This window comes from Salipiger sp. ABN3_019, from assembly GCF_056158605.1.
The window spans coordinates 734,718-748,046 of record NZ_JBSWTP010000009.1 but is presented as its reverse complement, the minus strand read 5'-3'; the positions used below and the strand labels follow the sequence as shown (position 1 = coordinate 748,046).

15 protein-coding genes are annotated in these 13,329 nt (G+C 65.5%); 12 read left to right on the top strand and 3 right to left on the bottom strand.

Going from position 1 to position 13,329, the window contains the following annotated elements:
* Positions 1-558: a flagellar basal body-associated FliL family protein gene (locus ACXAD2_RS11675; RefSeq protein ID WP_475170055.1), complete on the bottom strand. Its 558-nt coding sequence runs from the start codon at positions 556-558 to the stop codon at positions 1-3.
* A gap of 151 nt (positions 559-709) precedes the next feature.
* Here ACXAD2_RS11675 and fliF point away from each other — a divergent pair, with 151 nt between their 5' ends.
* The 4 genes from fliF to fliP are packed head-to-tail and all read left to right on the top strand — an operon-like array spanning position 710 to position 4,003.
* Complete coding sequence (gene fliF / locus ACXAD2_RS11670) at positions 710-2,326, top strand: flagellar basal-body MS-ring/collar protein FliF (protein ID WP_475170053.1); 1,617 nt, start codon at positions 710-712, stop codon at positions 2,324-2,326.
* Positions 2,323-2,925, top strand: coding sequence for a FliH/SctL family protein (locus tag ACXAD2_RS11665; protein ID WP_475170050.1), 603 nt, complete (start codon positions 2,323-2,325; stop codon positions 2,923-2,925). The genes fliF and ACXAD2_RS11665 overlap by 4 nt, the downstream gene beginning before the upstream one ends.
* Positions 2,918-3,235 carry a FliM/FliN family flagellar motor switch protein gene (locus ACXAD2_RS11660; protein ID WP_475170047.1) on the top strand — a complete coding sequence of 106 codons (318 nt, stop codon included), beginning with the start codon at positions 2,918-2,920 and terminating at the stop codon, positions 3,233-3,235. Before ACXAD2_RS11665 ends, ACXAD2_RS11660 begins: the two co-directional genes overlap by 8 nt.
* 30 nt (positions 3,236-3,265) lie before the next feature.
* Positions 3,266-4,003, top strand: coding sequence for a flagellar type III secretion system pore protein FliP (gene fliP, locus ACXAD2_RS11655; protein ID WP_475174847.1), 738 nt, complete (start codon positions 3,266-3,268; stop codon positions 4,001-4,003).
* 104 nt (positions 4,004-4,107) lie between these two features.
* Here the strand turns inward: fliP and trhO are convergent, their stop codons facing one another.
* Positions 4,108-5,031, bottom strand: coding sequence for an oxygen-dependent tRNA uridine(34) hydroxylase TrhO (gene trhO / locus ACXAD2_RS11650; protein ID WP_475170045.1), 924 nt, complete (start codon positions 5,029-5,031; stop codon positions 4,108-4,110).
* A 123-nt stretch (positions 5,032-5,154) separates the two neighbouring features.
* Between trhO and pncA the strand changes: the two genes are divergently transcribed.
* The 6 genes from pncA (at position 5,155) to ACXAD2_RS11620 (ending at position 10,877) form a co-directional block, all read left to right on the top strand.
* On the top strand, positions 5,155-5,757 hold the full coding sequence (gene pncA, locus ACXAD2_RS11645; RefSeq protein WP_475170043.1) for a bifunctional nicotinamidase/pyrazinamidase: 603 nt from the start codon (positions 5,155-5,157) through the stop codon (positions 5,755-5,757).
* Positions 5,758-5,888: 131 nt separating this feature from the next.
* Positions 5,889-7,178 carry a nicotinate phosphoribosyltransferase gene (gene pncB, locus ACXAD2_RS11640; RefSeq protein WP_224905951.1) on the top strand — a complete coding sequence of 430 codons (1,290 nt, stop codon included), beginning with the start codon at positions 5,889-5,891 and terminating at the stop codon, positions 7,176-7,178.
* A gap of 85 nt (positions 7,179-7,263) precedes the next feature.
* A complete protein-coding gene (hisC, locus tag ACXAD2_RS11635) occupies positions 7,264-8,349 on the top strand; it encodes a histidinol-phosphate transaminase (RefSeq protein ID WP_475170041.1) in 1,086 nt (361 codons plus the stop codon).
* A complete protein-coding gene (locus ACXAD2_RS11630) occupies positions 8,346-9,269 on the top strand; it encodes a prephenate/arogenate dehydrogenase family protein (protein ID WP_475170039.1) in 924 nt (307 codons plus the stop codon). Before hisC ends, ACXAD2_RS11630 begins: the two co-directional genes overlap by 4 nt.
* An 11-nt stretch (positions 9,270-9,280) precedes the next feature.
* Positions 9,281-10,114 carry an extensin-like domain-containing protein gene (locus ACXAD2_RS11625; RefSeq protein WP_475170037.1) on the top strand — a complete coding sequence of 278 codons (834 nt, stop codon included), beginning with the start codon at positions 9,281-9,283 and terminating at the stop codon, positions 10,112-10,114.
* 220 nt (positions 10,115-10,334) lie between these two features.
* Positions 10,335-10,877 (top strand): hypothetical protein, encoded by a 543-nt coding sequence (locus ACXAD2_RS11620; protein WP_164179899.1) that lies wholly within the window; start codon positions 10,335-10,337, stop codon positions 10,875-10,877.
* A gap of 229 nt (positions 10,878-11,106) precedes the next feature.
* On the opposite strand, the gene ACXAD2_RS11615 is transcribed toward ACXAD2_RS11620, so the two are convergent.
* Positions 11,107-11,667 (bottom strand): TlpA family protein disulfide reductase, encoded by a 561-nt coding sequence (locus ACXAD2_RS11615; RefSeq protein WP_475170032.1) that lies wholly within the window; start codon positions 11,665-11,667, stop codon positions 11,107-11,109.
* Positions 11,668-11,689: 22 nt separating this feature from the next.
* Here ACXAD2_RS11615 and argH point away from each other — a divergent pair, with 22 nt between their 5' ends.
* Both argH and ACXAD2_RS11605 read left to right on the top strand, forming a co-directional pair.
* Positions 11,690-13,081, top strand: a complete 1,392-nt coding sequence (argH, locus tag ACXAD2_RS11610; RefSeq protein ID WP_475170029.1) for an argininosuccinate lyase — start codon at positions 11,690-11,692, stop codon at positions 13,079-13,081.
* The gene (locus tag ACXAD2_RS11605) at positions 13,078-13,257 is read left to right on the top strand and encodes a hypothetical protein (RefSeq protein ID WP_066103575.1); all 180 of its coding nucleotides are present in this window, start codon (positions 13,078-13,080) and stop codon (positions 13,255-13,257) included. The genes argH and ACXAD2_RS11605 overlap by 4 nt, the downstream gene beginning before the upstream one ends.
* Positions 13,258-13,329: the final 72 nt, after the last annotated feature.

Genomic DNA, 13,329 nt, shown 5'->3' with positions numbered 1-13,329 from the left:
TCAGTTCAGCACGAATTCGGTGACGAGAAGGTCGCGCACGCTGTCCTCCCCGGCGACCATCTGGATACGCCGCAGCATCTGCGCACGAAGTCGGATCAACGCGCCCTGCGCCTCGATATCGCCGGGTTCCAGCGCACGCAGATAGGTGTTCAGCACATCCAAGATGCGCGGCATCACCTGCTCGATCTGCGCGCGCCTTTCCGGGGCGACCTCAAGCTGCGCAGAGAACCGCAGATGATGCAGCGCCGAAACCGGCCCCAGCGACGCAATGAGCTGCGGCAATTCGATGAAATCCACAGTCGCGCCGCCACCGCCGTGGCTCCCAGCATCCCCGTCTCCATGCGCACCATCGCCCTGCGCCGCGGCATCATGCCCGGCAGCAGCATGTGCATCGCCGCCCGCAGCGCCACCAAAGGGCAGTATCCCTGAAAACGCCGCATAGAACCCTCCGCCACCGCCCAGAAGGGCCAGCAGCAGGCCGATCAGAAGCGGCAGTTTCGAGCCTTTCTTTCGCGGCGCTTCCTCTTCGCCGGCCGCGTCGGCGGTGGCGTCGGTCATGGCGCACCTCACGTCTGGCTTGCCCGTTTATAGGCGCAGAGAGGCTAACCAATTCTTAAGCCTGATCGTCCAAACAGGGCTCACCGGGGCACCCTGCGCAGGATGTCTCTCTGGGGGCCCGCACTCGGGAAAAAACCAAACGACGGAGGCTATGTTGGAGCAGTTCGCCACAGTCTGGAACGCGCTGACGCCGCGCCGACGGGTGCTGGCGATCGGGGCCGCGCTGGCGATGATGCTGGCGATTCTGGGCATGGCGCGACTCGCCGGGTCACCGTCCATGTCGCTGCTTTACGCTGGGCTCGAGAATGGCGCTGCGGGCGAGGTCGTCGAGGCGCTGGAGGCGCGCGGCGTGCCGTTCGAAGTGCGCGGCGGCGCCATTTTCGTGCCCGACACGCAACGCGACGCGCTGCGCATGACCCTCGCGAGCGAGGGGCTGCCCGCCAACAGCACTCAGGGCTACGAACTACTCGACACGCTGTCGGGGTTCGGCACCACCTCACAGATGTTCGACGCCGCCTATTGGCGCGCCAAGGAGGGTGAACTGGCGCGCACCATCGTTGCCAGCCCCTATATTGCCACCGCGCGCGTGCATATCGCCAATTCCAGCGCCAATCCGTTCCAGCGCGACGTCACGCCGACGGCCTCGATCTCGGTCACCGCCGGCGGCGCCGCGATGACCCCGGCGCAGGCGCGGGCGCTGCGCTATCTCGTTGCCTCCGCCGTGCCCGGCCTTGTGCCCGAGGATGTGGCGGTGATCGACGGCGCGGGTGGGCTCATCGGGGCCGAGGATGACCCCGGTGCCGGTCCCAGCGCCGAAGATCGCGCGCTGCAGCTGCGTGATCGCGTGCAGCGCCTCGTGGAGGCCCGGGTCGGCGTTGGCAACGCCGTGGTCGAGGTCAGCGTCGATACGGTGACCGAGAGCGAATTGATCCGCGAGCGGCGCTTCGATCCCGAGGGCCGCGTGGTGATCTCGACCGACACGGAAGAAGAGACCAGCACCAATCAAAACAGCGGCAGCCCCGATGTCACCGTCGCCTCGAACCTGCCTGACGGAGAAGCCGGGGGGGGCCAAAGCTCCTCGAGCCAGAGCAGCGATTCGCGTGAACGGGTGAACTACGAAGTGTCCGAGACCATGCGCGAGGTCACCCGCGTGCCCGGAGAGATACGCCGGCTCACCGTGGCGGTGCTGGTCAACGGACGTTTCGAAACCGCGGCGGACGGCAGCACGAGTTTTGTGCCGCTGCCCGAAACCGAACTGGCCGCCCTGCGCGATCTCGTGTCCTCCGCCGTCGGCTACGACGAGGCGCGCGGCGACGAGATTACCCTGCGCTCGCTGCCGTTCGAACGGCCCGAGGGGCTGGGCACCGGCCCCATCGAGCCCGGCTGGTTCACCCTTCCGCTGGACCCGATGAGCCTTATCCAAATGGGAATTCTCGCTGCCGTGGCGCTGATCCTCGGATTGTTTGTCGTGCGCCCCATCCTTGCAGGTACGCCCGGGACAGCCCAAGCGCCGCTCTCGCTGCCTGGCGGGGCGATGTCCGGCAGCGAGCCAGAGGCGCTTTCCGGCGAAATCGAAGAAGACAACGATTTCGCCGGTTTCCCCGCGCTCGGCGGCGGCGGCGATTTCAGCGGTATGGGCATGGTCGATTTCGACAGCCCCGCCGAGGAAGATCCGGTCGACCGCCTGCGCAACCTGATCGAGGAGCGCAAGAGCGAGACCGTCGAGATCCTGCGCAGCTGGCTCGATGAGAAAGAAGAGGCAAAATGACCGATCTGCGCTTTTATCTGGACGATTTCTCAGCATCCCCGCCGCAGCAGGGCACACCCGCCGCCGCAGACGAAGCGCAGGTGGAATTGGCCAAACTGGAGTCGTTTGATACCGGCTACCGCGCCGGCTGGGACGACGCGATCAAGGCACAGTCAGAAGATCAGGGCCGAATTGCCAGCGATTTTGCGCAAAACCTGCAGGACCTGTCCTTCACTTACACAGAGGCGTACCGCCAGTTGCTCGAGGGCGTCACGCCGCTGCTCGAAGAGATGCTGCGGGCGCTGCTTCCGGCCATGCTGCGCGACACACTGGGCCTGCACCTTCATGCGCAACTCAGCGCGATGGCGCAGCAGATCGCCAAACGCGAGGTGGTGATCACGGTCGCCCCCGGCGCCACCGAACAGGTGGCCCCGCTGCTTGAGCAGGACTTCGGATTTCCGCTTCGCCTGCAGGAGGATCCCGCGCTCGCGGAAGGGCAGGCCGACCTACGCTTTGGCGAGACCGAGCAGCAGATCGATCTCAGCGGCATGCTGCAGGAGGTGACCCAGGCGGTCGAAGGCTTTGCTCATGACACCCGCAGGGAGGCAGCCCATGGATGAGATCGCTGAACAGCCGGCAGACGGACAGCCCGCGGCAGAGCGGCCGTCGGCGAGCCACAACGCGACCTTCACCTCCGTGCCGATCGAGATCACCGTCTCGGTCGGGCGGGCGCGGCCGCTGGTGCGCGATCTACTCAAGCTCGGCGAGGGATCGGTGCTTACGCTCGACCGCCGGCTTGAGGATCCGGTCGAGCTTTACGTTGGCGACCGGCTCATCGGAACCGGCGCGCTCGAGGTCACCGGCGAGGGGGAAAATGCCCAACTTGCCGTACGGCTGATCGAGGTCATGGACCTGCAGAGCCCGGGCTGATCCGTGCCCAGCGCCGCCCTCTCCCGGTTCATGCGCCGCAGCCTGTGGCATCTGGCGGGCCTTGTGCTGATGCTCAGCCTCGCGCCCGGCACCGCGCTTGCGCAGCAGATCTCGCTGGACTTCGGCGGCAGTGGCTCGGTCTCTGCGGTCAGCCTGCAGCTCATTGCGCTGATCACCCTGCTCAGCCTCGCGCCCGGCATCGCCATCATGGTGACCTGCTTTCCGTTCATCGTCACCGTTCTGGCGATCCTGCGGCAAGCGCTCGGGCTACAGCAATCGCCGCCCAACATGCTGATCGTCAGCCTCGCGCTGTTTTTGACCTATTTCGTGATGGAGCCGACCTTCACCGCGGCGTGGCAGGGCGGGGTGCAGCCGCTTCTCGACGAGCGGATCGAACTGACCGAGGCCACAAGGCGCGCGCTTATCCCCTTTCGCGGCTTCATGGCCGCGCGCTGCGATCCTGCGACCTTCGAGGCGATGGCGGCTCTGCGTCCCGACACGCAGGGCGAGGGGCTCGCGCCAGAGGCACCGCTTTCGCTGCTGGTGCCCAGCTTCATGCTTTCCGAGATCGCGCGGGCCTTTCAGGTGGGATTTCTGGTGTTTCTGCCGTTCCTGATAATCGACCTCGTGGTCGCGGCGGTGCTGATGTCCATGGGGATGATGATGGTGCCGCCCGCCATCGTGTCGCTGCCCTTCAAGCTGGCGTTCTTCGTCATCGCCGACGGCTGGTCGCTGCTCTCTGCCGCCTTGGTGCGAAGTTACTTCTGATGGAGATGCAACCGTGCGGCATCAGACCGTCCAGACGCCCAGCGCAAGCGCGGCCCAAGACCGACCAGAAAACGCGCGCCGACAATCGAAGGCGCGCGCCCTGCTCAGAGCCCCTCGCCCGGCGTATCCGCGTGCAGGTGGCGCTCGCCGCGGGCTTTGGCCAATGCGATCTGCTTCTGCCGCTCGCGGAAGCGCGCCTTATCCTCGTCGGAGGTCTCGCCGATGCACTGATGACAGGACACACCTTCCTCATACTCGGGACGGGCGCGATCCTCGGGCAGGATCGGGCGGCGGCAGGCATGGCAGAGCTCATGCGGCCCTTCGCGCAGCCCGTGCTCGACCGACACCCGGCCATCGAAGACAAAGCAGCTGCCCTGCCACGTACTGTCGGTCTCGGGCACCTCTTCGAGGTATTTCAGGATGCCGCCCTTGAGGTGATAAACGTCTTCGACCCCTTGGCTCAGCAGGTAGTTGGTCGACTTCTCACAGCGGATGCCGCCGGTGCAGAACATGGCGATGCGCTTGTTGTGAAAGCGCTCTTTGTTTTGCTCCCACCATTCGGGGAACTCGCGGAACGAGGTGGTCTGCGGGTCCACCGCCCCCTCGAAAGTGCCGATGGCGATCTCGTAGTCGTTGCGCGTGTCGATCACCGCCACATCGGGCGAGCGGATCAGTTCGTTCCATTCGGCGGGCGCCACATAGTGACCGACCTTGGCGCGCGGATCGACGCCGGGCTGGCCCATGGTGACGATCTCTTTCTTCAGGCGCACCTTCATGCGCGCGAAGGGCCGTTCCGACGCCTCCGAGACTTTCCATTCCAGATCGGCGCAGCCGGGCAGCGCGCGGATATGGGCAAGCACCGCATCGATCCCGGCGCGCGGGCCGGCGATGGTGCCATTGATCCCCTCGCCAGCGAGCAGCAGCGTGCCGGTGACAGCCTGCGCAAGGCACAGGTCCAGCAGCGGCCCACGCAGGGCGGCGGGATCGTCGAAACGGGTGAAATGGTAGAGGGCGCAGACGGTGAACATGCGCGCGGATTTACGCCCTTGGCTCGAGTTGGGCAAGCGGCAGCATTGCCGCAGCATTGACGGGCGGGCGCCGTCCCCCTTAAGCCTGTGGAAAGCCACGCAGACTGCCCCGGAGATCCACCCATGCACGCGCTCATCGTCATCGACGTCCAGAACGATTTCTGCCCCGGCGGCGCGCTGGCGGTGCCCGGCGGCGACGAGATCGTGGAGCCGATCAACGCGCTGATGGCCGAGGCCGAGGCGGTGGTACTGACGCAGGACTGGCATCCCGCGGGCCATTCCTCTTTCGCGTCGAGCCACCCCGGCAAGGCGCCGATGGAGCTGACCGAGATGCCCTATGGCCCGCAGGCGCTCTGGCCGGACCACTGCGTGATCGGCAGCGCGGGCGCGGCCTTTCACCCCGCGCTCGACACCGACCGGGCCGATCTGATCATCCGCAAGGGCTATAACCCGGCGATCGACAGCTACTCGGCCTTCTTCGAGAACGACCGCCGCACCCCCACGGGGCTCGAGGGTTACCTGCGCAGCCGCGGCATCGAGGCGCTGACCATGGTGGGACTGGCGACGGATTTTTGCGTGAATTACTCGGCGCTGGACGCGGCGCGACTGGGCTTCGACGTCTCGGTGCGCATGGACCTGTGCCGCGCCATCGACTTCGACGGCTCGCTGGACGCGGCGCGCGCCGCCATGATCGGCGCTGGCGTTCGTCTGGCCAGTTTGGGCTGATCGGCGCCCGCGCTGCGCCGCGGCGCCGCTCGCCCCCCGCGCAAGCCGTTGCATGAACGGCAGAAAGCCCTTGGCCCTTCGTGTCACAATCGCGTAACAGGGGGACCGATTGCCCGTGAGGAGTGTGCGCCGTGGAAATCGCGACCCGAGTTTGGAACCACCGCTGGAAGATCGACCCGATCGTCCGGTCGCTGATCGACACCGATTTCTACAAGCTGCTCATGTGCCAGTCGGTGTTCCACAACCGCCCCGACACGCAGGTGACCTTCAGCCTGATCAACCGCTCCAGCGACGTGCCGCTGGCCAAGCTGATCGACGAGGGCGAACTGCGCGAGCAGCTGGACCACATCCGCTCGCTCAGCCTGACCCGCGGCGAGAGCACTTGGCTGCGCGGCAATACCTTTTACGGCAAGCGCCAGATGTTCCGGCCCGACTTCATGGAATGGTTCGAGAACCTGCGCCTGCCGCCTTACTTCCTCGAACGTGTCGGCGATCAGTATGAGCTGACCTTCGAGGGCAGCTGGCCCGAGGTCATGCTGTGGGAGATCCCCGCCCTCGCCGTGCTGATGGAACTGCGCGGGCGCGCGGTGCTCAACCACATGGGCAAGTTCGAGCTTCAGGTGCTTTACGCCCGCGCCGCCACCAAGCTGTGGGAGAAGATCGAGCGTCTGCGCGGCCAGCCCGGCCTGAAGATCGCCGATTTCGGCACCCGCCGCCGCCACAGCTTTCTGTGGCAGGATTGGTGCGTTCAGGCGATGGTCGAGGGTCTGGGCGACGGGTTCACCGGCACCTCGAACTGTCTGATCGCCAAGAACCGCGACCTCGAGGCGATCGGCACCAACGCCCATGAACTGCCGATGGTCTACGCCGCGCTGGCCGAGGACGACGCGGCGCTGGCGCGCGCGCCCTATGACGTGCTGGCCGACTGGCACCGCGAGCATGAGGGCAACCTGCGGATGATCCTGCCGGACACCTATGGCACCGAGGGTTTCCTGCGCAACGCGCCCGACTGGCTGGCAGGCTGGACCGGCATCCGCATCGACAGCGGCGATCCCGCGACCGGTGCCGAGATCGCCATCCGCTGGTGGCAGGAGCGCGGCGAGGATCCGCGCGACAAACTGGTGATCTTCTCGGACGGGCTCGACGAGGAGAAGATCCTCGAGCTTTACCACCAGTTCTCGGGCCGGGTGCGCGTCTCCTTCGGCTGGGGCACGCTGCTGACCAATGACTTCCGCGGCCTCACCCCCGACGACCGGCTGGCGCCCTTCAGCCTCGTCTGCAAGGCGGTGAGCGCCAATGGCCGCCCCACGGTGAAGCTCTCGGACAACCCCAACAAGGCGATGGGCCCCAAGGACGAGATCGCCCGCTATAAGCGCGTTTTCGAGGTTGGCGAGCAGCAGCGGATGGACGTGGTCGTCTGACCTGCGCACCGCCGCCCACCGACTCTGGCATGTGCCAAGGCACCGCGCTATGACGACACGGCATCTTAGCTGAGGAAAGACCGCAATGGCTGGCATCGAACCGCAACCCGGCATCATGGACATCGAGCTCTACGTGGGCGGCAAGTCCCATCTTGCGGGCGTGTCGAACGTGATCAAGCTCAGCTCGAACGAGAACCCCTTCGGCCCGTCGCATGCGACTCAGGAGGCGGTGCGCCGCGTTGTGCATGAGATGCACCGCTACCCCTCGTCGGATCACATCGAACTGCGCGAGGCCATCGGCGAGGTCTGGGGCCTTGATCCCCAGCGCGTCATCTGCGGCAATGGCTCGGACGAGATCATCGCGTTCCTTTGCCAAGCCTATGCCGGTCCGGGCACCGAGGTGATCCACACCGAGCACGGCTTTGCCATGCACAAGATCTCGGCCATGGCCGCCGGTGCGACCCCCATCGAGGTCGCCGAGCAGGACCGCGTGGTCAGCATCGACAATATCCTCGCCGCCTGCACCGAGCGCACCAAGCTGGTCTTCGTCGCCAACCCCGCCAATCCCACCGGCACGATGATCGGTCTGGCGGAACTGGAGCGGCTGGCGAACGGCATCCCCGAAACCGCCATTCTGGTGATCGACAGCGCCTATGCGGAATATGTCGAGGGCTATGACGGCGGCGCCAAGCTGGCCACCGACCGGCCCAATGTCTTCATGACCCGCACCTTCTCGAAGCTCTACGGTCTGGGCGGCATGCGCATCGGCTGGGGTTACGGCCCGCAAGAGATCATCGACGTGCTCAACCGCGTGCGCGGCCCGTTCAACGTGACCGCGCTGACGCTGGCCGCCGCCGAGGCCGCGATCCGCGACACCGCCTATGTCGAGAAGTGCCGCACCGAGAACGCCCGCATGCGCGCATGGCTGGGCGAGGCGCTGGCCGAGCATGGCGTGTCTTCGGACGCCTCCACCGCGAACTTCATCCTCGCCCGCTTCGGCTCGCAGGACGAAGCCGAGGCCTGTGACAGCTACCTGCAATCGCAGGGCGTGATCGTGCGCCGCACCACCGGCTACAAGCTTCCGCACGCGCTGCGCATCACCGTCGGCGACGAGGCATCGTGCCGCCGGGTGGCGCATCTGGTGGGGCAGTTCAAGGCAGGCGCGCGATGAGCGAGACGCAGAGCTACCAGCGCGTCGCCCTGATCGGTCTTGGCCTCATCGCCTCGTCGATCTTCTGGGCGATGAAGCGCGCTGGCATGGACTCCCATGTCACCGGCTACGCGCGCTCGGCCGAAACGCGCGAGACCGCGCGTCGGCTCGGCCTCTGCCACGAGATTGTCGATGATCTGACGGCGGCGGTGAAGGATGCCGATCTGGTGATCCTCGCCGTGCCGGTCGGCGCCATGGGTCCGATCGCCGAGACCATCGCGCCGCATCTGAAGCCCGGCTGCACCGTCACCGACGTTGGCTCGGTGAAAAAAGAGGTCATCGAGGCGGTGCGCCCGCATCTGCCCGAGGGCGTGGATTTTGTCCCCACCCACCCGATGGCGGGCACCGAGCATTCCGGCCCCGACGCCGGCTTTGCCTCGCTTTACGACAACCGCTGGTGCCTGATCGTGCCGGATGGCGCGTCTGAGGATGCCACCGCCCGGCTCGAGACCTTCTGGCAGGCGCTTGGTGCCAAGACCGAGCGCATGGATGTCGAGCATCACGATCTGGTCTGCGCCGTGGTCAGCCATGTGCCGCACCTCATCGCCTATACGATGGTGGGCGTGGCCGACGATCTGCGCCGCGTGTCGGATCAGGAGGTGATCAAGTTCTCCGCCGCCGGTTTCCGCGATTTCACCCGTATCGCGGCCTCGGACCCCACCATGTGGCGTGATGTCTTCATGACAAACAAGCAGGCAACGCTGGAGATCCTCGGTCGCTTCACCGAAGAGCTTTTTGCGCTGCAACGTGCCATCCGCACCGGCGATGGCGATTTGCTCTTTGACTACTTCACCCGGACGCGGGAAATTCGTCGGGGCATTCTGCAGGCCGGTCAGGACACGGATGCACCGGATTTCGGACGGGTGAAGGTGGAAAAATGATTCCTCGGGCGATGGCACTGGCGGCACTGATGCTTCTGGCATCGCCGCTTGGTGCCGCGCCCGAAACCTCACTTCGTCCGGTGGAGCGGACGGTGCGGCAAGCGCCAGAGCCTGTGGCACCCCCCGTGGTTGCCGGGAATGGCACGGTCCAGCGGAAAGCTCCGAATGCAGGCGTAAATTCGGACACCCAACTCCCCCCTGCCCTGCCAGCCCTCGCCTTCGCAGCGCGGTCACCGCAGGCCATCGGCAATTCGCTGCGCCCGCTGCGGCGCAGTCAGGCGGTGATCGAAAAGGCGCTGGCGCTGCGCAAGCAAAGACAGCGCGGCGCGGTCTGCGGCGATCCTGACCTTCAAGGCACGCCGGTCGGCACGGTGCCCGGCCGCATCAGTGGCTGCGGCATCACCGATGCGGTGAAGCTGCGCAGCGTTTCCGGCCTGTCGCTGAGCACCCGCGCGACGATCGACTGCACCACCGCCCGCGCGCTGAAGACGTGGGTCGACACGGCGGTGAAGCCCACTGTCGGCAGCACCGGCGGCGGTGTGAAAGGATTGCGCGTGGCCGCGAGCTACGCCTGCCGCGCGCGCAACAACCAGCCCGGCGCCAAAATCAGCGAGCATGGCAAGGGCCGCGCCATCGACATTTCCGCCATCCAACTGCGCGACGGCAGCGAGATCTCTGTGCTGCGCGACTGGGGTGGCGGCAGCCGCGGACGCATCCTGCGCAGCCTGCACAGCGATGCCTGCGGTCCTTTTGGCACGGTTCTGGGCCCGGAGTTGGATCGTTTCCACAAAGATCACTTTCATTTCGACACGGCCCGCTACCGCGCCGGCACATATTGCCGCTGAGAACGTCAATATTGACTTAAAGAAGGCAGGCGCTCACGGCGTCCTTCCGCGATTCGCGCCAGATAGGCGTATATTTTAGAAACAGTCCAAACCCGCAAACCAGAACTGTCCGCGAAATTTCTAAATTTGCGGCGAATTTTTGTCTGATATTTGATTTCCCGCCGCAATTCACCGAGATTTAATTATCGGGTGGGGGCCCATCGAAAAGGAGCGCACTGCCATGCGCGTATTTTTCACAGCACTGCTGGCGGCGATCTGCGCGTCGCCTTTGCACGCCGACGTCGAGATGGAAACCGCGCGCTTTGCGCCGGGCTCGCTGCTGGTGATGGAAGATCAGGAAGGCCGGGTGGTCAGCCATCTGGCGCGCGGCGAAGTTCAGGGCCTGTTCCGCTTTGACATCTTCGACGGCGCAAGCGGCGATGCCCCCTATGCCGGGCGCTATTACACGGACCGGCGCGGCGAGGTGCTGCTCAGCGTTGCGGCCAACGGCGCGGTCACGCGGTTCGAGCCTGACAGCTGCGCCCGCACGCTGGGCGAATGCGAATATGAGATCGTGCATGCCGACGGCCGCCGCGAGATGCGCATTCGAGAAACGCGTCGCACCTCGACCGGGCTTGCCTGGGCCGAATGGGGCAACGATGGGCTGATCGCCACGGGCGGCACCGATCTCGACGACATCGGCGCGCCGCGCGAAAGTTGGCAGCAGAACGCGCTGAACGGCGACAGCTCGCGGGTGCACCGCGTCTCACTGGCGCTTCGGTAATTACTATTCGACCTTACGGAGCCGAATAACCCAGCTCCAATTTTCAAATGATTTTCTAATGAAATTTTAACTTGGATTGAATTAGTAACAAGTGCCCCGGTAACCAGTGACGGTAATAGGGTAACCAGTGCAGCAGGGCGGGCTTGTCTCGCCCTGCTTTTTTAGTCCCGGCAGTTTTGGTCCCGCCAGTTTTAGTCCCGGCAGTCTATTAGGTCCGCCGGTTTGAATGTCAGCTCTCGCCGCCGATCAGCGCCGCGAGCACCGCCCGCGCGTTTCCGGACGCCCAGTCCACATCGCCGGTCAGCCGCGCCACCTCCTCGCCCTCGGGGTTGAGGATCACCGAGACCGGCAGCCCAAGCACCGCCATCTGCCGCGCCAGTTTCGACTTCGGGTCGCGGTTCAGCGGCAGATTGTCGACGCCGATCTCGTCAAAGAAGCTCTGCATCGCCGGCGGCGGATTGCGCCCCGTGGCGATGGTCACCACCTCAAAGCTGTCGCCGCCCATGTCCTTTTGCAGCGCCGAGAGCGCGGGCATCTCTTCGCGGCAGGGCGCGCACCATGTGGCCCAGAAGTTCACCAGCGCCCATTTGCCTTCGAGGTCGGACAGCGCCTTGGGGTTGCCTTCGAAGTCGATGAATCCCTCGGTGCCCGCCGGTTTCGGCGCCGGGTGGAACACCAGCTTCTTCATCTCGCCCTCGCGCAACGCGCTGGCGCTCTGCACATCGGCGAGCGCCGGATTTGCAAGCGCAACACCGGCGGTATAGAGGATCGCCAAGGCCAGTTTTTTCATCTTCCCTCCGGAAAGGCAGCACATGTCGGACAAGACCTCGAACCAGATGTGGGGCGGCCGTTTCGCCGCAGGACCCGATGCGATCATGGAGGCGATCAACGCCTCGATCGGCTTCGACAAGCGGCTGGCGGCGCAGGATATTGCCGGCTCGAGGGCCCATGCGGCCATGCTCGCCGCCACAGGCATCGTCGAGACTAGCGACGCCGAAGCGATCCGGGAAGGTCTGCTCACGGTCTTGTCAGAGATCGAAGGCGGTGACTTCGCGTTTTCCACCGCGCTGGAAGACATCCACATGAACGTTGAGGCGCGCCTGAAGGAAATCATCGGCGAACCGGCTGGCCGCCTGCACACCGCGCGCTCGCGCAATGATCAGGTGGCGACCGACTTCCGCCTCTGGGTGCGCGACCAATGCGACGCCGCAGAGGGCGGCATTCTGGCGCTGATGAAGGCGCTGCTGGGTCAGGCCGAGGCTGGCGCCGATTGGGTGATGCCGGGCTTCACGCACCTGCAGACCGCGCAGCCGGTCACCTGGGGCCACCATATGATGGCCTATGTCGAGATGTTCGCCCGGGATCTGTCGCGCATGCGGGACGCGCGCAAGCGGATGAACGAATTGCCGCTCGGCGCCGCCGCGCTTGCGGGCACCGGCTTCCCGATCGACCGCCAGATGACCGCCGAGGCGCTTGGCTTCGACCGGCCCATGGCCAACTCGCTCGACGCCGTGTCGGACCGCGATTTCGCGCTGGAGTTCCTCGCCGCCGCCTCGATCTGCGCCATGCATCTGTCGCGCTTTGCCGAAGAGCTGGTGATCTGGTCCTCGGCCCAGTTCCGTTTCGTGACCCTGTCCGACCGTTTCTCCACCGGCTCGTCGATCATGCCGCAGAAAAAGAACCCCGACGCCGCCGAGCTGATCCGCGCCAAGATCGGCCGCATCTTCGGTGCCAATGTCGCGCTGCTGATGGTAATGAAGGGTCTGCCGCTGGCCTATTCGAAGGACATGCAGGAAGACAAGGAACAGGTGTTCGACGCCGCCGACAACCTGATGCTGGCGCTCGCCGCGATGGAAGGCATGGTCAAGGACATGACCGGCAATGTCGAAAACCTCGAGGCCGCCGCCGCCTCGGGCTTCTCCACCGCCACCGATCTTGCCGACTGGCTGGTGCGTGAAACCGGCCTGCCGTTCCGCGACGCCCACCATGTCACCGGGGCGCTTGTGGCCATGGCCGAGAAAAAAGGCTGCGATTTGAGCGATCTTTCGCTTGAGGAGATGAAATCGGTCAATGACGCAATCTCCGAGGGTATCTTCGATGTGCTGGGCGTGCATAATTCGGTGGCAAGCCGAATGAGCTATGGTGGAACCGCCCCGGCCCGCGTGCGCGAGCAGGTGGCCCGATGGAAGGAAATCCTCGGATGACAAGACTCGCCGGACTGACCCTGATCGCCGTGACCATGTTTCTCGCCGCCTGCGAGGATCCCAACACGCGCGGCCCAAGGGTCAACACCGGCGTTTCGATCGGCCCCGGCGGCGTGAAACCCCATGTGGGTGTCTCCGCCGGACGCGGCCCGGTCCGGGTTGGCGTCGGCACCTGAGGACAGGTACCCGGCGCGGCAGCCGACTTGCCGCGCCCCGCGTCCTGAGCGAAACTGGTTCCTGAGCGAGAC